This window comes from Pseudomonas sp. lyk4-TYG-107, assembly GCF_030209055.1.
Taxonomy (GTDB): Bacteria; Pseudomonadota; Gammaproteobacteria; order Pseudomonadales; family Pseudomonadaceae; genus Aquipseudomonas; species Aquipseudomonas putida_A.
Map to the genome: position 1 here is coordinate 17,810 of NZ_JARVST010000029.1, position 19,345 is coordinate 37,154.

The 19,345-nt window shown below is 59.6% G+C and carries 14 protein-coding genes; 3 read left to right on the plus strand and 11 right to left on the minus strand.

All coding sequences use genetic code 11. The features are described from left to right. Nucleotides 1-106 precede the first annotated feature (106 nt). The 11 genes from QRN61_RS23290 to QRN61_RS23340 form a co-directional block, all read right to left on the minus strand. Nucleotides 107-853, minus strand: a complete 747-nt coding sequence (locus QRN61_RS23290; RefSeq protein ID WP_007968514.1) for an SDR family oxidoreductase — start codon at nt 851-853, stop codon at nt 107-109. 243 nt (nt 854-1,096) lie between these two features. Next, a complete protein-coding gene (locus QRN61_RS23295; protein ID WP_027613727.1) occupies nt 1,097-3,178 on the minus strand; it encodes a putative bifunctional diguanylate cyclase/phosphodiesterase in 2,082 nt (693 codons plus the stop codon). A 288-nt stretch (nt 3,179-3,466) separates the two neighbouring features. Beyond that, nucleotides 3,467-4,936 carry an efflux transporter outer membrane subunit gene (locus QRN61_RS23300; RefSeq protein WP_285375668.1) on the minus strand — a complete coding sequence of 490 codons (1,470 nt, stop codon included), beginning with the start codon at nt 4,934-4,936 and terminating at the stop codon, nt 3,467-3,469. Further along, a complete protein-coding gene (locus tag QRN61_RS23305; protein ID WP_285375670.1) occupies nt 4,933-8,040 on the minus strand; it encodes an efflux RND transporter permease subunit in 3,108 nt (1,035 codons plus the stop codon). Before QRN61_RS23305 ends, QRN61_RS23300 begins: the two co-directional genes overlap by 4 nt. 142 nt (nt 8,041-8,182) lie before the next feature. Then, a complete protein-coding gene (locus QRN61_RS23310) occupies nt 8,183-11,284 on the minus strand; it encodes an MdtB/MuxB family multidrug efflux RND transporter permease subunit (protein WP_285375672.1) in 3,102 nt (1,033 codons plus the stop codon). After that, on the minus strand, nt 11,281-12,588 hold the full coding sequence (locus QRN61_RS23315; RefSeq protein ID WP_096797343.1) for an MdtA/MuxA family multidrug efflux RND transporter periplasmic adaptor subunit: 1,308 nt from the start codon (nt 12,586-12,588) through the stop codon (nt 11,281-11,283). The genes QRN61_RS23310 and QRN61_RS23315 overlap by 4 nt, the downstream gene beginning before the upstream one ends. A 175-nt stretch (nt 12,589-12,763) precedes the next feature. Further along, nucleotides 12,764-13,264: a thiol peroxidase gene (gene tpx / locus QRN61_RS23320; protein WP_007968505.1), complete on the minus strand. Its 501-nt coding sequence runs from the start codon at nt 13,262-13,264 to the stop codon at nt 12,764-12,766. Between the two features lie 231 nt (nt 13,265-13,495). Next, the gene (locus tag QRN61_RS23325; RefSeq protein ID WP_236645243.1) at nt 13,496-13,960 is read right to left on the minus strand and encodes a hypothetical protein; all 465 of its coding nucleotides are present in this window, start codon (nt 13,958-13,960) and stop codon (nt 13,496-13,498) included. Further along, nucleotides 13,947-14,645 (minus strand): hypothetical protein, encoded by a 699-nt coding sequence (locus QRN61_RS23330; RefSeq protein ID WP_096797342.1) that lies wholly within the window; start codon nt 14,643-14,645, stop codon nt 13,947-13,949. The genes QRN61_RS23325 and QRN61_RS23330 overlap by 14 nt, the downstream gene beginning before the upstream one ends. Next, nucleotides 14,645-15,148 carry a PAAR domain-containing protein gene (locus QRN61_RS23335; protein ID WP_096797341.1) on the minus strand — a complete coding sequence of 168 codons (504 nt, stop codon included), beginning with the start codon at nt 15,146-15,148 and terminating at the stop codon, nt 14,645-14,647. Before QRN61_RS23335 ends, QRN61_RS23330 begins: the two co-directional genes overlap by 1 nt. A gap of 248 nt (nt 15,149-15,396) precedes the next feature. Then, nucleotides 15,397-15,765, minus strand: a complete 369-nt coding sequence (locus QRN61_RS23340) for a DUF6124 family protein (protein WP_096797340.1) — start codon at nt 15,763-15,765, stop codon at nt 15,397-15,399. A 556-nt stretch (nt 15,766-16,321) separates the two neighbouring features. Here QRN61_RS23340 and QRN61_RS23345 point away from each other — a divergent pair. The 3 genes from QRN61_RS23345 (at nt 16,322) to QRN61_RS23355 (ending at nt 19,340) form a co-directional block, all read left to right on the plus strand. Continuing rightward, nucleotides 16,322-16,747, plus strand: a complete 426-nt coding sequence (locus QRN61_RS23345; protein WP_097090093.1) for a YciI family protein — start codon at nt 16,322-16,324, stop codon at nt 16,745-16,747. Nucleotides 16,748-17,086: 339 nt separating this feature from the next. Then, complete coding sequence (locus QRN61_RS23350) at nt 17,087-17,878, plus strand: hypothetical protein (RefSeq protein WP_285375677.1); 792 nt, start codon at nt 17,087-17,089, stop codon at nt 17,876-17,878. 10 nt (nt 17,879-17,888) lie between these two features. Next, complete coding sequence (locus QRN61_RS23355) at nt 17,889-19,340, plus strand: DUF1254 domain-containing protein (RefSeq protein WP_285375679.1); 1,452 nt, start codon at nt 17,889-17,891, stop codon at nt 19,338-19,340. Nucleotides 19,341-19,345 lie beyond the last annotated feature (5 nt).

The following is a 19,345-nucleotide window of genomic DNA, read 5'->3' on the forward strand; positions in this document are numbered from 1 at the left end:
TCGCGAGCAGGCTCGCTCCCACCCTGGATTTGTGCAGGACACAGAACCAATGTGGGAGCGAGCCTGCTCGCGAAGAGGGCCGACCTGACAGCGAAACTCTCTGGACTTAACGCCCTCCACCCAAATCAACAAACGTCCCGGTCGCATAAGAAGCCTTGTCCGACAACAACCAGACAATCGCCTCCGCCACCTCATCCGGGCGCCCGCCCCGGGCCATCGGAATCGCCGACTCAAGCTTGCTGACCCGATCCGGATCGCCGCTCAATGCATGGAAATCGGTATAGATATAGCCCGGACGCACCGCGTTGACCCGAATCCCCTCACCCGCCACTTCCTTGGACAGACCGATGGTGAAGGTGTCGAGTGCGCCTTTGGACGCGGCGTAGTCGACGTACTCGTTGGGCGAACCCAGGCGCGCGGCGACCGAGGAAACGTTGACGATGCTGCCGCCCTGCCCGCCGTGTTTGGGCGACATGCGCAGGATCGCGTGCTTGGCGCAGAGGATCGGCGCCAGGACGTTGGTTTTCATGATTTTGAGAATGCGGAATTCGGACATTTCATCGACCCGCGACTTGTGCCCGACGGTGCCGGCGTTGTTCACCAGCGCGGTGACCCGCCCCAATTCGGTGTCGACCCGCTGAAACAGCGCGATCACTTCGTCTTCGATGCTGACATCGGCGCGTACCGCAATGGCTTGCGCCCCCAGCGCCCGCACTTGCTCCAGCACGCTTTGCGCGGCCTGTTCATCCGACTGATAGTTGATGCAGATCCGATAGCCCTGCCCGGCAGCCAACAACGCCGTAGCGGCGCCAATTCCGCGCCCGCCACCGGTGATTACCATGACTTTATCCATGCTGGCCCTTCCCCCCAATGCACACGTAACAGTCGGGTTGAAGAATAACCGCCATTGGGCGGTTTTGCATGGGCTCTGTCAAAGACAAAACCCTGCATGGGACTGAGATGTTTTTTGTGGCGAGGGAGCTTGCTCCCGCTCGGCTGCGAAGCAGCCGTGATTCCGGGCAACACAGTAAAACCGAGTAAAAACGAGGCCGCTTCGCGCCCCAGCGGGAGCAAGCTCCCTCGCCACAGAATGCAGTCAGACTGCCGCCAAAGCCTCTCCACGGGCAATGTTCTGCATGAACGCGTCCGCCGGCATCGGATGGCCCAACAGATAGCCCTGCAACGAATCACAGCCCAACTGCGTGAGGAAGTCCTGCTGTACGCCAGTCTCCACGCCCTCGGCAACAATGCGCAAACCGAGTGCCTGCCCCAGCGCCACAATCGCCGAGACGATGGCCGCGTCATCGCTGTCATGCTCCAGATCGCGGACAAAACCGCGGTCGATCTTCAGCTCGTTGGCCGGCAAACGCTTGAGGTACATCAGGCTCGAATAACCGGTGCCGAAGTCGTCGATCGACAGGTCGACGCCCATGTCGGACAACTCCTGCAACACCTTCATGCTCGCATCCGCGTCGCTCATGGCCGTGGTTTCGGTGATTTCCAGGGTCAGGCTGTTGGCCGGCAGGTGGTGGGTCGCCAGCGCCTTGGCCACGCTCTGCACCAGCCCCGCGTGGCAGAACTGCAAGGCCGAGAGGTTCACCGCAATGCGCCAGTCGGTGTAACCGAGCACGTACCATTCGCGCATCTGCCGGCAAGCTTCGTTGAGCACCCATTCACCGATGGCGATGATCAGGCCGGTCTTCTCTGCCAGATCGATAAATTTGTCGGGCAGCAACATGCCCTGGGTCGGATGCTGCCAGCGCAGCAGCGCTTCGGCACCGACCGGACGACCACTGATGGCGTCGAATTTGGGCTGGAAATACAGGCTGAACTGACTGTGTTCCAGCGCGGCGCGCAGATCTTGCAATAGCTGCAGCTGCTTGCGCGCGTTGCTGTTCATCGAAGCATCGAAGAAGCTGTAACCGTTTTTGCCGCTGCCCTTGGCGTGATACATCGCCGCGTCGGCATTCATCAGCAGTTCCTGGGCGCTCAGGCCGTTACCCGGGTACAGGGCGATGCCGACGCTGGCAGAAATCTGCAAGTCGTGCTCGGCCACGCGGAACGCCTGACCGAGCAACCCGACCTGACGCGCGGCCAGCCCCAGAGCATCGTCGGGTTCGCTCAGACGCACCAGCAGCACGAACTCGTCGCCGCCAATTCGCGCGAGCGTATCCTGACTGCGCAGATCTTCGCGCAGGCGCACCCCGACTTCACGCAGCAACTGGTCACCCATGTGGTGGCCGAAGGCATCGTTGACCGGTTTGAAACCGTCCAGATCGATAAACATCAACGCAAAACAACCGCCCTGCTCCTCGACCTTCTTCATCGCCTGATTGATCCGGTCGTCCAGCAGCATGCGGTTCGGCAGGCCGGTCAGAGTGTCGTGCAATGCCAGTTGCGTCAGTTCACGGTTGGCCAGGGTCAGCGAATGCGCCAGATCGGCGGTACGCGCTTCAAGGCGCGCATCGAGAATCGAAGTGAGCAAGGCGATCGACAGCACCGCCAGCGTGGTGATCAGCACCAGATTGTCGAGGCCGTTGCCCTTGAGGCCGTCGAGCGTTGCACCGCAGAAACTGCCGTCAGGAAATTGCGCGGCGGCCATGCCGGTGTAGTGCATGCCGACAATCGCGATGCCCATGATCACTGCCGCACCACCACGAATCAGACGCACATAAGGCGAGTGCTGGCGCAGGCGGAAGGCGATCCATAACGCCGCCGCCGAGGCCCCGACCGCGATCAGCAATGAGGCGCCGAACAGGGTCGGGTCGTAATCGATGCCAGGCGTCATGCGCAGCGCGGCCATGCCGGTGTAATGCATTGCACTGATGCCGGCGCCCATGACCAAAGCGCCAAAGGCCAATTGCCAAATCGGCAGTTTCGGCTGGCTGACCAGCCACAGGGCAAACCCGCAGGACAGCACGGCAATCAGCAGCGACAGCGCGGTAATCGCAATGTCGTAGCCCAAGTCGATCGGCAGCTTGAAGGCCAACATGCCGATGAAGTGCATCGACCAGACGCCGACCCCCATCGCCAGTGCACCGCCGGCCGTCCAGAAATGCACTGCGCGCCCACGGGCGCTGGCGATGCGCCCGGTCAGATCGAGCGCGGTGTAGGACGCGAGGATCGCCACACACAAAGAAATGAAAACCAGGGTGAAGGAATAATTACCGATGAGCATGAAGATTCTCGCGACCACCCGCGCCGTACTGCGTCCATTCTCGGCCGGGCAAATGCGGCGATTGTACTGATTGCGCAGAAGAACGCACTGACAAAGTAATCATTTTGCCATCAACCCGATGAAACGCTTGTTTGATGGTTTTGCGAGGCTCTGGCCCGGGCCTCGCTAGCAGGATTCCGGCAATCAGCGCGATCAACGTGGGAGCGAGCCTGCTCGCGAAAAAATCAGCACGTTCAAAGCAGATGTCGATCGAACTGACGCCTTCGCGAGCAGGCTCGCTCCCACGGATCAGCGATTGTCGCTGACATCGAGTTGTCCGTCCCAGCCGCCACCCAGCGCCGCAATCAATTGCACACTGGCGATCAAGCGGTTCTGCAGAATGTTCAGCACAGTCCGCTCGTTGCTCAGCGCCGTGGCTTGCACCACAACCACATCGATGTAGGCAATCAACCCGGCCTTGTACTGGTTCTGGGTCAGGCGCAGCGAGTCGCGTGCAGCATCCAGTGCTTCCTGACGCACCGCCGCCTCGTCTTCATACACCTTCAGTTGCACCAGATAGTTTTCCACTTCGCGGAAGCCGTCAAGCACGGTCTGGCGATACTTGGCGACGGTCTGGTCGTACGCCGCCTCGGTACGGTCAACCTCGGCCGAACGAATACCACCGTCGAATATCGGCAAATCCAGTTTCGGCCCGACCGACCAGAAACGGTTCGGCAGCGTTAACAGATTTTTCGAGGTACTGCTGCTGTAGCCGCCGCTCATGCTCAGGGTCAGGTCGGGGTAATACGCGGCTTTGGCTACGCCGATATTGGCATTGGCGGCGATTACCGAGCGCTCCGCCGAAGCGATGTCCGGACGCCGCTCCAGCAGTTGCGAAGGCAGACTCAAGGGAATCTGCGGCAGATTCGGAATGTTCTGGGTTTCAGCGATGCTGAATTCGGCCGGCGCCTGCCCGGTGAGCACGGCGATGGCATTTTCAAACTGCGCCCGCTGCCAGATCAGGTCGACCAGATCGGCCTGAGTGGTTTTCAACTGGGTCTGCGCCTGCGCCACCGCATCGCGCCCGGAAATCCCGGCGCGGTACTGGTTCTGGGTCATTTGCAGGGATTTTTCGTAGGCCGCGACGGTGGCTTCGAGCAGGCGCTTCTGCTGGTCGATGACCCGCAGTTGCAAGTAATTCTGCACCAGCTCCGACTGCTGGCTCAGGCGCATCGCGGCCAGATCGGCGAAGCTCGCCTGGGCGCTGGCCTCGTTGGCTTCCAGACCTCGGCGCAATTTGCCCCAGATATCAGCCTCCCAACTCACACCCAATTGCGCGTTGTAGGTGTCACGAATGCCGCTGGCGGAACTGCTCAGGCTCGAACTGCTGCTGCCGGTGCCCTGGCTGGAACGGGTCTTGCCCACGCTCAGGTCGACACTGGGATAAAACGCCCCACGGGCGCTACGTACCAAGGCCTGGGCTTGACGGAACTGGGCTTCGGATTGCGCGACGGTTTGGTTGGAACTGTTAAGTTTTTCGATCAGGCCATTGAGCTGCTGATCGCCGTACAGCTCCCACCAGGCGCCGCGCGCCAGCGAATCGCTCGGATTGGCCTGACGCCAGCCCTTGGCCTCCTTGTATTGCGCGACCTCGGCGGTCTGCGGACGCTGATAGTCCGGGCCGACGGCGCAGGCACTGAGCATCGCCACGCACAGCGACAGGCTCAACAGGCGCGAGCCGCGCGCAGTGGCCAGATTGAGAAGCGAACGGTCAGTCATAGCGGAGTTTCCAGAGCGGCGTCAGTACGCACGCCACGCCACTTGTTGAAGCGGTGGCGCAGCTTGTCGAGATAGAGGTAAACCACAGGCGTGGTGTAAAGGGTCAGGACCTGGCTGAAGATCAGGCCGCCGATAATGGTCAGGCCCAACGGCTGGCGCATTTCTGCGCCTTCCGCGCGGCCGAGCAGCAACGGCAAGGCGCCGAGGATCGCCGCCAGGGTGGTCATCAGAATCGGCCGCAGCCGTTGCAGGCAGGCGCTGCGGATCGACTCCAGCGGCGACAGGCCCTGATGGCGTTCCAGTTGCAGTGCCAGGTCGATCATCAGGATCGCGTTTTTCTTCACCACCCCGATCAGCAGGAACAATCCGAGCAGGGAGATCAGGCTGAACTCGCCGCCCAGCGCATAGATCGACAGCAATGCACCGACCCCGGCCGACGGCAAGGTCGAGAGAATCGTCAACGGGTGAATGTAGCTTTCATACAGCACACCGAGCACCAGATACACCGCGAGCAGCGCACCGAGGATCATGAACGGCTGACTCTTCTGCGTCGCGGCAAAGGCATCGGCGGTGCCGGCCATTTTCGCGATCACGTCTTCCGGCAGACCGACCTTGGCAATCGCCCGCTCGATCGCGGCACTGCCCTGCTCCACGGTCACGCCTTCAGCCATGTCGAACGCGATGCTTTCAGAGGCGAACTGGCCTTCGTGGCTGACGCGGTCGTCTTCCAGGCTGTTTTCGTAATGGGCGATGGTCGACAACGGAATCCGCGCACCGTCAGCGGTAATCACCTGCACCTGATTGAGCGTCACCGGATCCTGCGCGTATTTCGGATTGACCTCCATCACTACCTGATACTGGTTGAGGCTGTCGTAGATCGTCGAAATCTGCCGCTGGCTGTAGGCGTTGTTCAACACCGCCGTGACCATGTTCATGTCGACCCCGAGGCGCTTGGCCTGATCGCGGTCGACAATCAACGTCACCTGCTGCGCGCCGCGCCCCTCGCGGGCATCAATGGCGGTCAGCTCCGGCAGTGCGCGCAGCGCGGTCACCACTTTCGGGTACCACTCGCGCAACGCCCCCAGATCCCCGCTTTGCAGGATGTAGCTGTATTGCGAGGTGGTCTGCTCGCGGCCACCGCCGAACTGCAGGTCCTGATCCGCCATCAGCATCAACTGGGCGCCGGGCACCTTGGGCATTTCCTTGCGCAGGCGTTCGATGACTTTCTGCGCCGACAGCTTGCGCTCCTTGATCGGCTTCAGGCGTACCAGCATGAACGCGTTGTTGGTGCCGTTGGTGCCGCCGATGAACCCGGCGACGCTTTCCACTGCTTCGTCCTTGAGCACGGCGCGGCGGAAGGTTTCCATTTTCGGTTGCATCACGCTGAACGACAGACCGTCGTCACCCCGCACGAAACCGATCAACTGGCCGGTGTCCTGCTGCGGCATGAAGGTCTTCGGTACTACTACGTACAACGCGACATTGACGCCGACCGTGATGATCAGGCTGAGCAAAGTCAGGCGGCGGTGGCGCAGCACCCAGTCGAGGCTGGTCGCATATTTGCCGACCATCCAGTCGTTGGCGCGGCGGCTCCAGCGTTGCAGGCGGTTTTCCTGGCCCGGCGTGTGCGGCTTGAGCCAGCGGGCGCAGAGCATTGGCGTCAGGGTCAGCGAAACCACCAGCGAGACCACGATGGCTGCTGCCAGGGTGATGGAAAACTCGCGGAACAGGCTCTCGACAATCCCGCCCATGAACAGGATCGACAGGAACACCGCCACCAGCGACACGTTCATCGACAGCAAGGTGAATCCGACTTCCTTGGCCCCGAGGTAGGCAGCCTGCATCGGTTTGACGCCTTCGTCGATGTGCCGGGAAATGTTTTCCAGCACCACGATGGCATCGTCCACCACCAGTCCGGTAGCCAGAATCAGCGCCATCAGCGACAAGTTGTTCAGCGAGAAGCCATAGAGGTACATCACCGCAAAGGTGCCGACCAGCGACACCGGCACTGCCAGCGTCGGAATCAGCGAGGCGCGGAAATTCCCGAGAAACAGGAACACCACCAGAATCACCAGCGCCACGGCGATCAGCAGGGTCATTTCCGCTTCGTGCAGCGTGGCCTTGATCACCGGCGAGCGATCCATCGCCAGGTTCAGCTTGACGCTGGCCGGCAGTACCGCCTGCAACGCCGGCAACTGCGCCTTGATCTCGTTGACCGTCTCGATGATGTTGGCACCGGCCTGACGATTGATCACCAGCAGTACCGCCGCGTCATCGTTGAAGAAGCCGCTGTTGTAACGGTCTTCGACGCCGTCGCTGACCTTGGCCACGTCCTTCAGGCGCAGGGCCGCGCCGTCCTTGTAATGGATGATCAGCGACTCGTAATCCTTGGCCTTCTCCAACTGGTCGTTGGCCTGGATCTGCCACAGGCGCTCGCCGTCTTCGACCGAGCCCTTGGGCCGGCGCACGTTGGCCCCGGCGATGGTCTTGCGCACATCATCGAGCGCCACGCCGTACTGGTTCAGCGCCTGCGGTTCAAGTTCGATACGCACCGCCGGCAGCGAACTGCCGCCGATCTGCACTTCACCTACGCCCTGCACCTGGGACAGGCTCTGCGAGAGGATGGTCGAGGCCAGGTCGTAGAGCTGGCCTTTTTCCAGCACATCCGACGTCAGCGACAGCACCATGATCGGCGCCTGCGACGGGTTGACCTTCTTGTAGGTCGGCATGCTGCGCATCCCGCTCGGCAACAGGTTGCGTGAAGCGTTGATCGCCGCCTGCACTTCCCGCGCCGCGCCGTTGATATCACGGTCGAGGTCAAATTGCAGAATGACCCGGGTCGAACCCTGGCTGGAACGGCTGCTCATGGTGTTGACACCGGCAATCGCCCCGAACGAGCGCTCCAGCGGCGTCGCCACCGTGGACGCCATCACCTCGGGACTGGCGCCGGGCAGACTGGCCTGGACCACGATCACCGGGAAATCCATTTGCGGCAGCGGCGACACCGGCAACAGACCGAAACTGACACCGCCCAGCAGCATGATCGCCAGACTCAGGAGCATGGTCGCGACCGGGCGCTTGATGAAAGGACCGGAGAGGTTCATTGACCAAGATCCTTACTTTCACCGCACTCCCCTGTAGGAGTGAGCCCGCTCGCGATGAGGTCGGCACATTCAATATCGGTAGGGACAGACACACCGCTATCGCGAGCAGGCTCACTCCTACAAGGGGTATGTGTACGGACAGTCATACCGAAACCTCTTCGCGGTCGGCATTGGTCTTGCCAAAGCGCCGACCGAGGCGGTCGAAATACAGGTAGATCACCGGCGTGGTGAACAGAGTCAGTACCTGGCTCACCAGCAAGCCGCCGACCATCACCAGACCCAGTGGCTGACGCAACTCAGCCCCGGAACCAGTGGCGAGCATCAACGGCACCGCGCCGAACAATGCTGCCAGAGTGGTCATCAGAATCGGCCGGAAGCGCAGCAGCGCCGCCTGATAGATCGCCTGCTCCGGCGCCATGCCCTGGGTGCGTTCGGCGTCGAGGGCGAAGTCGATCATCATGATCGCGTTCTTCTTGACGATACCGATCAGCAGGATGATGCCGATGATCGCGATCATCCCCAGGTCATTGCCGCTGAGCAGCAACGCGAGCAAGGCGCCGACCGCCGCCGACGGCAGGGTCGAGAGAATGGTGATCGGGTGGATGTAACTTTCGTAAAGCACGCCGAGCACGATGTACATGGTCACCACCGCCGCCAGAATCAGCAGCAAGGTGCTCGACAGCGAGGCCTGGAACGCTTCGGCCGCGCCCTGAAACTGGGTCTGCACGCCAATCGGCATGCCGATGTCCTTCTGCACCTGATCGATGATATCCACCGCATGTCCCAGCGCCACACCGGGCGCCAGGTTGAACGACATCATCACCGCCGGGAACTGGCCGATGTGGGTGATCGCCAGTTGCGCCTGACGCTCCTCGACATGGGCCAGGCTCGACAGGCGCACCTGCGCACCGTCAGTGGTCTTGACGTGAATCTGATCCAGCGCCGCCGGGCCAATCTTCTCCCCGGCCTGCGCCTGCAGCACCACGCGGTACTGGCTAGCCTGGGTGTAAATGGTCGAGATTTGCCGCTGACCGAAGGCGTCATACAGCGCATCGGTGATGTTCTGCACCGAGACACCGAGGCGCGAAGCCGCATCGCGGTCGATCACCAGATAGACCTGCAGGCCTTTATCCTGCAAGTCGCTGGCAACGTCGGTCAGTTCCGGACGCTGGGCCAGGGCCTCGACCAGACGCCCGCTCCACTGGCTGAGCAGTTCGGCATCCGGTGAGGACATGCTGAACTGGTACTGGGTGCGGCTGACCCGATCCTCGATGGTCAGATCCTGCACCGGCTGCATGAACAGGCGAATGCCGACCAGTTTGTCCAGTTGCGGTTGCAGGCGCGCGATCACCTCGGTGGCGCTCAGGTCACGCTGGCCGTGGGGTTTGAGGTTGATCAGCAAGCGACCGCTGTTGAGCGTGGCGTTGTCGCCGTCGACACCGATGTAGGACGACAGGCTCTCCACCGCCGGATCTTCGAGAATCACCTTGGCCAGCGCCTGCTGGCGCTCGCCCATGGCCGCGAACGAAATCGACTGCGGCGCCTCGGAAATGCCCTGGATCACCCCGGTGTCCTGCACCGGGAAAAAGCCCTTGGGCACCACCATATAAAGGAACACGGTCAGCGCGAGCGTACCGATAGCCACCAACAGGGTCAGCGGCTGGTGTTTGAGCACCCACTGCAACTTGCGCCCGTACGCGGCGATCATCCAGTCGATGAAGCCGCCGCTGGCCCGGTAGAAGCGGCCCTGCTCGTGGGCTTCCGGCTCACGTTTGAGCAAGCGCGCGCACATCATCGGCGTCAGGGTCAGCGAGACCACCAGCGAAATCAGGATCGCTACCGCCAGAGTGATGGCGAACTCGCGAAACAGTCGTCCGACCACGTCAGCCATGAACAGCAGCGGAATCAGTACCGCGATCAGCGACAGGGTCAGCGAAATGAGGGTAAAGCCGATCTGCTTCGCGCCTTTGAGCGCGGCCTGCATCGGACTGTCACCCTCCTCGATGAAGCGCGCGATGTTTTCCAGCATCACGATCGCATCGTCGACCACAAAACCGGTGGCGATGGTCAGCGCCATCAAGGTCAGGTTGTTGACCGAGAAGCCGGCCAGGTACATCACGCCAAACGTACCGATCAGCGACAGCGGCACCGCAACCGACGGGATGATCGTCGCACTGGCACGCCGCAGAAACAGGAACGTCACCATCACCACCAACGCAATGGCGATCAGCAATTCGTGCTGCACGTCGGTGACCGAGGCGCGGATGGTCTGGGTGCGGTCAGTGAGCACGGTAACGTCGAGGCCGGCCGGCAGGTTGTCGGTGATGCTCGGCAGCAACGCCTTGATCCGGTCGACCACCTCGATCACGTTGGCGCCCGGTTGACGCTGGATATTGAGCAGCACTGCCTGATTCTGGTTGGCCCACGCGGCGAGACGTTCGTTCTCCGCACCGTCGACGATTTCCGCCACATCCTTCAGACGCAACGGCGCGCCGTTCTTGTAGGCGAGGATCAGGTTGGCGTAGTCCTTGGGCGACGTCAGCTGGTCGTTGGCATCGAGCATCGAGACCCGGGTCGGGCCGTCGAAGTTACCTTTCGGCTGGTTGACGTTGGACGCGCCAATCAGCGTGCGCACGTCTTCCAGGTTCAGGCTGTTCGCCGCGAGGGCTTCCGGGTTGACCTTGATCCGCACCGCCTGACGCTGACCGCCGGCAATGCTGACCATGCCGACGCCGCTGATCTGGGCGATCTTCTGCGCCATGCGCGTGTCGACCAGGTCATTGAGCTTGGGCAGGAGCATGGTTTTCGAGGTGATCGCCAAGGTCAGCACCGGGGTATCCGCCGGGTTGACCTTGTTGTACACCGGCGGCGCCGGCAAATCGGTCGGCAGCAGATTGGTCGCGGCGTTGATCGCGGCCTGCACTTGCTGCTCGGCAACGTCCATGTTGATGTCGAGGCTGAAACGCAGGGTCAGCACCGAAGCGCCGCCGGAGCTGGTCGAAGCCATTTGCGTCAGGCCCGGCATCTGCCCGAACTGGCGTTCGAGCGGCGCGGTGACGGCACTGGTCATCACGTCCGGACTGGCGCCGGGGTACAGGGTCATGACGCGAATGGTCGGGTAATCGACCTGCGGCAACGCCGAGACCGGCAGCAGGCGATAGGCAATCAGGCCGGCCAGAATAATGGCCAGCATGCTCAGAGTGGTGGCTACCGGACGGAGGATGAACAGCCGCGAAATGTTCATGCGCCCTTCTTGGCCTTGTCAGCCGCGGCAGCGTCCGGCGCACTGGCGGCGGGTTTGCCTTGCAGGTGCCCGGTCGGGGTGGTCGGCACCTCATTGCTGTCGTTGACCACTTCGACTTCGCTGCCTTCCTTGAGGCGGTCGGTGCCTTCCAGCACCACGCGATCGCCCGCGGCGAGGCCTTCGGTGACCACAGTGTTGGTGCCGTCACTGGCGCCGATCTTCAGTTGGCGGATGGTGACTTTCTTGTCGCCGTCCAACGCGTAAACGAACGTGCCGTTGGTGCCGAATTGAATCGCCGCCGACGGTGCCAGTACCACGCCTTTCAAGGTATCGGCCAGCAGATGGACGTTGACGAACTGATTGGGGAACAGCGACTGGTCGCGGTTATCGTAACGGGCCTTGAATTTCAGGGTGCCGGTGGCGACGTCAATCTGGTTGTCGAGGCTTTGCAGCACGCCGCTGGCCTGGATTTTGGTATCGCCGCGATCCCATGCCTCGGCCGGCAGTTTGGCGCCGCTGTGGTAGCGCGCCAATACGGTTTCGAGACTGTTTTCCGGCAGGGTGAAGACCACGCTGATCGGTTGGGTCTGAGTGATCACCGCAAGGAACGTGGTGTCGTTGGCGGCGACGAGGTTGCCGACGTCGACCTGACGCAGACCGACGCGACCGGCAATCGGTGCACGGATCTTGGTGAATTCGAGATTGAGCTTGGCGTCGTTGACCGCCGCCTGATTGGTCTTGACCGTGCCCAGGTACTGGCCGACCAGCGCTTCGGCGGTGTCCAGGGTCTGCTTGGCGATGCTGTCTTCCTTGTACAGGCCGCGATAACGCTCGACGTCGACCTGTGCGTTTTTCAACTGCGCCTGATTCTGCAGCAAGGTGCCTTCAGCCTGGAGCAAGGCGTTCTGGTACGGACGCGGATCGATCTCTGCCAGCAGGTCGCCGGCCTTGACCATCTGCCCTTCCTCGAAATTGATCTTCACCAGTTCACCGCCGACCCGGCTGCGCACGTTGATGGTGTTGAGCGCAGTCACCGTGCCCAGTGCCTTGTAATACAGCGGGAAGTCGCCCGTGACCGCCGGCGCCACACGCACCGGAATCGGCCCGGCCGCGCCACCGAAGCCCGGTCGCATCATCCCCGAACGTCCGGCATGGCCGCTCGCCGCCTTGTCGGCGCCCTCCTTGTGGGCCGAACCGGCGGGCCAGAATTTCCAGCACAGGACGGCGATGACCAACAGGACGAGCAGGCTGATCAGCCAGCGACGGGAGTTGCGAGGGGACGATTGCATGGATTGATTAACCATTGGGCGCGTGGGCTTCTTTTACGGGAGGCTGAACGATAAGCACTGATCGGATTTAAGCAAAGCAGCTTTACCGGCAATTTACCTTCAACTTACGTTTCAAGGTGTGAGGCAAAACACTGATACACAAATGAAAACGGCCTGGACAGGGCCAGGCCGTTAACAATTGTAAAAGCGCTTATTTCAGAACGGCGAGTGCTGCGTCGTAGTTCGGCTCTTCAGCGATTTCCTTGACCAGTTCGCTGTGCAGGACGTTGTCGTTCTCGTCCAGAACTACCACGGCACGGGCGGTCAGGCCTTTGAGCGGGCCGTCAGCGATGGCCACGCCGTAGTTTTCGATGAACTCGGCACCGCGCAGGGTCGACAGGTTCTGCACGTTTTCCAGGCCTTCGGCGCCGCAGAAACGGGCCTGGGCAAATGGCAGGTCAGCCGAGATGCACAGCACCACGGTGTTAGCCAGTTCGTTGGCCTGAGCGTTGAACTTGCGTACCGAAGTGGCGCAGGTCGGGGTATCAACGCTTGGGAAGATGTTCAGCACTTTGCGCTTGCCGGCGAAGTCTTTCAGGGTGACGTCGGACAGATTGCCGGCAACCAGAGAAAAGGCTGGCGCCTTGGAACCGGCTTGTGGCAACTGGCCGTTGACTTGAACCGGGTTGCCTTTGAGGGTGACTTGAGCCATGACTTTAGTCCTTCTTAACGTGGTTATTGAGCATGCAAGAGGCCGAAGTTAACCACGAAATTGTCCGACGACCTATGCCCTGACTGAAAATTGTCAGGGGCCTGCGCGAAAAATTGTATACAACCCCGCCCCCCCCTGTAGGAGCTGCCGAAGGCTGCGATCTTTTGACTTTATCTTTTCATCAAGATCAAAAGATCGCAGCTTCGTTTCACCGACAGCTAAAAGAATTGGTCAGTCGGGCATGGATCGGATGATGTCGGCTAGATCATCCTTGGTTATTTCATTGGCCTTGATAGCAGCGGCAATATCGGTTTTGGAGAGCGGAAACCGTTTGAAAATTTCTTTCAAGGTTTCCTCATCAACATTGGCCAGCCAGAGCGGATCTATAAATGAACCACCATACTCAGGCTTCATGGGTACTTCTTCGTGTGCAATTGCACCTTTATGATTGAGATACACTACATAACGGTCGTGCCCTTCAGGAAAGCTTTTATCGTGATAAAGGGTAGTACCCAAAGGCAGGACATAGTAATTCTCGTCGCCATTTGGCCCTTCAATCAGCAACGGTTCTTTAGTTTTGATCATTTTCATATTGTGCCCCTTCGCAATATCGCCAAAAATCAGAAAAGCCAAAAAAATCGCATTGACGGATAAAACTGCCACCAGCCATAGGCCAAGACGTCTATTTGTAAACATTTTTCTTATCATAGGGGGCCTCGGTATTCGCTTCGAGCATGGCTTGTAAATCCGCAGGCATGAAAATACCGTCCTTCGGACTACTTTGCGTACGCGCTGCCTGTCTTTCGATGAAAGAAAGACCTCGCATCTCATTGAATTTCCCCGGGTTCTGCACAATTGACTTTCCCGAAACCTTTGCTCCTGCAATTGTCACGGTTGTGCAGTTATTCGTAGTCGGATGATAGTTCGATGGCAAGACATACCTAGCTGATGAGGCAGTCTTTTTTCGCTGTTCTTTTTGCTGGGCGACAATACCGTCGAAATGAGCGATCACAGCCTCGGCTTTTGCATTTTCCAAAAAATAAACAAAACCTGTTGTTGTACGCCCCAAACTGTTTTCACCAGAGATATACGCTTTGAAGGACGTCCAGACGTTCAACACGCCTTCGCCCTCGCTATCGAACGTGCCCCAGGTTTTTCCATAGCGACCAAAGTCATAAGTAATGTCTTTGCTACCGACCACCACGTGTAAAGCCGCGTGCCCGAAAGGATGCTCTTCTTTATCGCGGGTGTAGGGACCACCCACCAGCACTTCCATATACGCACCGGATACGACCACCTGATTGGTTTTCGTGGTTTTCCCTGATGCGCCTGTATTTTTTGCTGCCTGGGTTGTGCTGGTAGTTTTAGTAGACTGAACCATTAAAGATGTTCCGTATCTTCAAGTTTCGGAAACTTTATGCTGCAACTCCCCCTGGGAATATTTGCAACATGCACAAAGCCATTTTCGTCGAGGACGCCAGTCATCAAGGTTCCATCGGGAAGCGTCAATTCATACGCCTCGTTGGCTACAGGTTCATCTCTTTCATTAAGCAACTGAAACTCGACGAAAGTCTTTTCTTTCAGAAACTGCGAGAAGAAGCTGGCGGGAGCACTACCAGAATCACCGACGAAGGTGTCGGGTGATCCAGCAGTAATCGTCGCTCCACACGCCGTTTGGGAACCGACATGGGCAACGTCCTTTCCCAACCCAAAAACATGGGGGGCGCCCGTTGTTATGGGATTACTGCCGTGAATCGGGCAGGAATAGATATCTCCTACCAAAGCTACGGGAGTCGAGTTAACAAAAATAGGACTTGATCCAGTGCTGATATTTCCACCATGACTACCTGGATCTCCGAGTCTTGCGACTGGCTTTCCTGCCATCGTTTCTCTCCATTGAATATCACGACCTGCGGATGTTACCCGATCTTGTTTTGGAAAACAGGGTATCCATGGCACCTCCGGACTGGATAGAAAATACGACCGGCTAGAGTCTTTTTTGGTTGGTCGTTGACCGTTCCAACGCGCGGTAAAGGAATGTAACAAGAGAGCTCTGTGCGCCAACTCACGAATCTGACGCAGAGCCTCAAGGGCTGCATTGCTTTGCTGCGCGCGGGAAGGGTCATGATCAATCAGTCTTTAAGTTCTACGTGATCCAGTGCTTGATTTACCGCTAACTCCCCCAGCATGACGACCTGAGCAATGCCCAGTGCTGTTTTGCGCTGGGAGGTTTCCAGCGAGGCAGCGAAGTTGATGAGCATCTCGCTGGCCGAGCCGAGTGTTTCGCTGGCGTTGGCTAAAAGAGATTCGGTGCTGTACCTGGGATTGGCGAGGTACATGGACTCCGGCTCGTTGGCGCTAGACATGATACGGGCGGCGGGATTGAGGTAGTAGTCGAGGGCGCGGTCGGCGGCTTCGTGGAGTTTTTTACTGTCGACTGAGGCGTAAGGGGTTGTGGTGTCGGCGCCTGATTCTGGGGGGTTGGGTGTTGGTTTTTTCATGGTGTAACTCCACTGAATAGTCGGAGCTGCCCCTTCGGTTTCCGGACGAAGAGGTGGCAGCTGTACGCAGGTTGGAAACCCGGGCAGCGGCGACCCGGACGACCCGAAGGTCCCCCGCGCACAGCCGCCATAACGGAGTGCACACATTCGAAGTGCGCAAGGATACGTTATGAAAGGCGTGTACGCGCCACTAATACCCATCGGGGTTTCCAGTCCCGGTCGCTGAATTGGCAGCGACGAACACAGGCTAGAGACCCGACGTCCGACGGACAACCTGAAAACCTTGTGGGAACGTTCCGCAAAATCGAAACAACTTTTAAACATCCTGAATTGAAATACGCACTGGGAGCTGCCGAAGGCTGTAATTTTTTGATGTTGGTTTTTAACGACAGGAGCAAAGATCGCAGCTTGCGGCAGCTCCTGCATTGGCAGTTGCAGCGTGTCGGATTGCGTTTGTTAAAACGCCGGACTGCATCTTTTATTCAGAGACGTGTCGATTCACGCCCTGCCCGTTCGACTAAGCAGTGAATCAACCCCATTCCCTGGAGAAACCACCATGCGATTCATGATCCTTGTCAAAGCCAGCGCCGATTCCGAAGCCGGCATCATGCCCAGTGAAGAGCTGATCACCGCCATGGGCAACTTCAACGAAGAACTGGTCAAGGCCGGCATCCTCATTGACGCCAATGGGCTGCACCCGAGCAGCAAAGGCGCGCGCGTGCATTTCTCCGGCGACAAGCGCACGGTCATCGACGGCCCGTTCATCGAAACCAAGGAGCTGGTGGCCGGCTACTGGATCTGGGAAGTGAAGTCGAAGGAAGAAGCCATCGAATGGGTCAAACGCTGCCCGAATCCGATGCCAGGCGATTCTGATATCGAAATCCGCCAGATCTTCTCCGCAGAGGATTTCGGCGCCGAGTTCACGCCTGAGGCGCGGGCGCAGGAAGAGCGTGTTCGCGAGCAAGCGAAGAAAAATGCCTGATCCCATGCCGGGTTGAATTTGAAATTGCCATCGCGGGCAAGTCACGCTCCCACAGACATCGAGTCGGTCACAGGATTTGTGAACGCTTCAATACCTGTGGGAGCGTGGCTTGCCCGCGAAAGCGTCAGCACTGACAACACACATTTGATTGATCAGCTCACCACCCGACTGAGACCCCTTAGACAAAACCAAAGAATTAATCCCTTCGACTGGCTAACTCCCGATTAGCTGCTAGCGTGAATCAGACGTGTCCTACAGGCTTGATTAAGAAAGGAATTACGTCCAACGGCCGAGAAGTGCCGGGTCGTCCATGCAGTAGCCACCAGGGAAACGGGGATCATGTCGAAAAAATTGGGGATTCACGCCTTGCTGCTGGCGAGCTCGCTGGCGCCTGTGTTCTGTGCTCTGGCAAATAACGCCGAAGAGGCCAACAAAAGCAACAACCCGCTGAACCTCGCGCCCGGCGCAAACCTGCAGGATTACTACACGCCGAAGCTGTTCGACAGCAACCTGCACACCAACGATGCTTTGCTGCGCGGCACGTTGCCGATTGCGCCCAACGATTTCATCGGTGTGCCGCAATTGCTGCGGGCAACGATGCCGATCAGCACCCGCCCCGATCCGCGCGGCGGCTACAGCACCGGCATCGGCGATCTCAATCTGTTCGACATCTTTCTGCTCAAGACCGACGGCGTGCAGTTGGGTATTGGCCCGCAGATCACCGCGCCGACCGCTGCCGAGGACGAACTGGGCACCGGCAAGTGGCAGGCCGGCCTCGCTGCGGTAGCGATCGATTCGTCGCCGCGAGGCCTGCTCGGTGCGCTGGTGCAGTACCAGAGCTCGTTCGCCGGTGACCACGACCGCGCGCATGTCGAAACCGCAACCCTGCAGCCGTTCATCATTCATAACCTGGAAAAAGGCTGGTACCTGCGCTCCACCGGCACCTGGACGTTCGACCTGAAGAACAACACTCACTACATCCCGATCGGCCTGGGTGCGGGCAAAGTCTGGAAGTCCGGGAGCAATATTCTCAACGCCTTCCTCGAACCGCAGTGGACCGTCGAACGCAAAGGCGATGGCGTGCCGCAATTCACCCTGTTCGCCGGGATCAACGTGACATTCGGAAAATAAGGACATCGCCATGCACATCGCTTTACGCGCTGCCGGTTTCAGCCTGATGACCCTGTTCGCCAGCTGCGGCGTCGGTGCCCAGGAGCTCGACACGCGTATCGGCAAGATCGCCATGGAAGGCGAACTGCCGGCCCATGAGTCGATTGCCAGACTCTACGCCGAGCTGGATTTCCAGCAGGCGACCCAAAGTTACCTGTGGGCCTTGCCACTGGTGTCCTACGCGCAGTGGCAGGAAGAGTTTCGCGACAAGCTTGGCGCACGCAACGGCGATCTGATGGTGCTCAACAGCTACGAAGACAAACTCGGCGTGATCACCGCCAACGCCACCACGCCGTACATTCTCGGCTTCGTCGACCTCAGCGAAACCGGGCCGCTGGTGATTGAACTGCCACCGGGACCGACCGCCGGCGGCATCGGCGATTTCTGGCAGCGGGCGATCATCGACATGGGCCAGACCGGCCCGGACAAAGGCCAGGGCGGCAAATACCTGGTGCTGCCGCCGGGCGCGGAGCCACCGGCCGATGCCGACAAGTATTACCTGGCCAAATCGGAAACCATGAACGTGCTGGTGGGCTTCCGGGTGCTGGATCCGGATCCGGCCAAAGGCAAGGCGCTGGTCGAGCAATTCAAGATGTACCCGTACGCCAAACGTGCGGAGCCGAGCAAGACTCGCCTGCTGTCGCCTGACGGTAAAAAGTGGTCGGGCACCCAGCCGCGCGGCATCGCTTACTGGCAGCGGCTGCACCAGATCATCCAGAAAGAACCGGTCAATGAACGTGACCGCTTCTATATGGCGATGCTCGCCAGTCTCGGCATCGAGAAGGACAAACCCTTCAACCCCAACACCCAGCAGCGTCAGGCCCTGGAGTCCGGCGCGCAGGTCGGTGAACTGATCGCCAAGGCCAACACCTTTGCCAAGCGCTTTCCTGACGCGCAGTACTGGCCCGACCGGCATTGGGACACGGTGTTGAACATCGCCGAACCGTCGCAACGCGTGGCCTATTACGACCAGTTGTGGGAACGCAGCGCCTGGTTTTATGAAGCGGTGACCAACACTAAGGGCATGGTTTCCAAGACCCCGGGCCTCGGTCAGACCTACCTCGGTGCCTACACCGACGCCAAGGGTGACTGGCTCGACGGCGGCAAGACCTATCGCCTGCACGTCGGCGCCAACCCGCCGGCCAAGCAGTTCTGGTCGATGACCGTGTACGACATCGACAGCCGTTGCCTGATCGACAATCCGCAGCGCAAGGCCGACCTGTCTTCGCGCCAGGATCTGAAGAAAAACGCCGACGGCTCGGTAGACCTGTATTTCGGCCCGAGCGCACCCAAAGGCTTCGAAAACAACTGGGTGCAAACCGTGCCCGGCAAGCACTGGTTCAGCTACTTCCGCCTGTACGCGCCGACCGAAGCCTATTTCGACAAGAGCTGGAAACTCGACGACATCACGGTCGTGCAATGAATAAG

What these genes read in the sequence shown, in the direction of transcription:
- QRN61_RS23350 (WP_285375677.1), top strand. Translation starts at nt 17,087, where the DNA reads ATGTCGAAAAAATTGGGGATTCACGCCTTGCTGCTGGCGAGCTCGCTG.
- QRN61_RS23330 (WP_096797342.1), bottom strand. Translation starts at nt 14,645, where the DNA reads ATGGTTCAGTCTACTAAAACTACCAGCACAACCCAGGCAGCAAAAAAT.
- tpx (WP_007968505.1), bottom strand. Translation starts at nt 13,264, where the DNA reads ATGGCTCAAGTCACCCTCAAAGGCAACCCGGTTCAAGTCAACGGCCAG.
- QRN61_RS23325 (WP_236645243.1), bottom strand. Translation starts at nt 13,960, where the DNA reads ATGTTTACAAATAGACGTCTTGGCCTATGGCTGGTGGCAGTTTTATCC.
- QRN61_RS23345 (WP_097090093.1), top strand. Translation starts at nt 16,322, where the DNA reads ATGCGATTCATGATCCTTGTCAAAGCCAGCGCCGATTCCGAAGCCGGC.
- QRN61_RS23300 (WP_285375668.1), bottom strand. Translation starts at nt 4,936, where the DNA reads ATGACTGACCGTTCGCTTCTCAATCTGGCCACTGCGCGCGGCTCGCGC.
- QRN61_RS23355 (WP_285375679.1), top strand. Translation starts at nt 17,889, where the DNA reads ATGCACATCGCTTTACGCGCTGCCGGTTTCAGCCTGATGACCCTGTTC.
- QRN61_RS23290 (WP_007968514.1), bottom strand. Translation starts at nt 853, where the DNA reads ATGGATAAAGTCATGGTAATCACCGGTGGCGGGCGCGGAATTGGCGCC.
- QRN61_RS23315 (WP_096797343.1), bottom strand. Translation starts at nt 12,588, where the DNA reads ATGGTTAATCAATCCATGCAATCGTCCCCTCGCAACTCCCGTCGCTGG.
- QRN61_RS23310 (WP_285375672.1), bottom strand. Translation starts at nt 11,284, where the DNA reads ATGAACATTTCGCGGCTGTTCATCCTCCGTCCGGTAGCCACCACTCTG.
- QRN61_RS23295 (WP_027613727.1), bottom strand. Translation starts at nt 3,178, where the DNA reads ATGCTCATCGGTAATTATTCCTTCACCCTGGTTTTCATTTCTTTGTGT.
- QRN61_RS23335 (WP_096797341.1), bottom strand. Translation starts at nt 15,148, where the DNA reads ATGGCAGGAAAGCCAGTCGCAAGACTCGGAGATCCAGGTAGTCATGGT.
- QRN61_RS23305 (WP_285375670.1), bottom strand. Translation starts at nt 8,040, where the DNA reads ATGAACCTCTCCGGTCCTTTCATCAAGCGCCCGGTCGCGACCATGCTC.
- QRN61_RS23340 (WP_096797340.1), bottom strand. Translation starts at nt 15,765, where the DNA reads ATGAAAAAACCAACACCCAACCCCCCAGAATCAGGCGCCGACACCACA.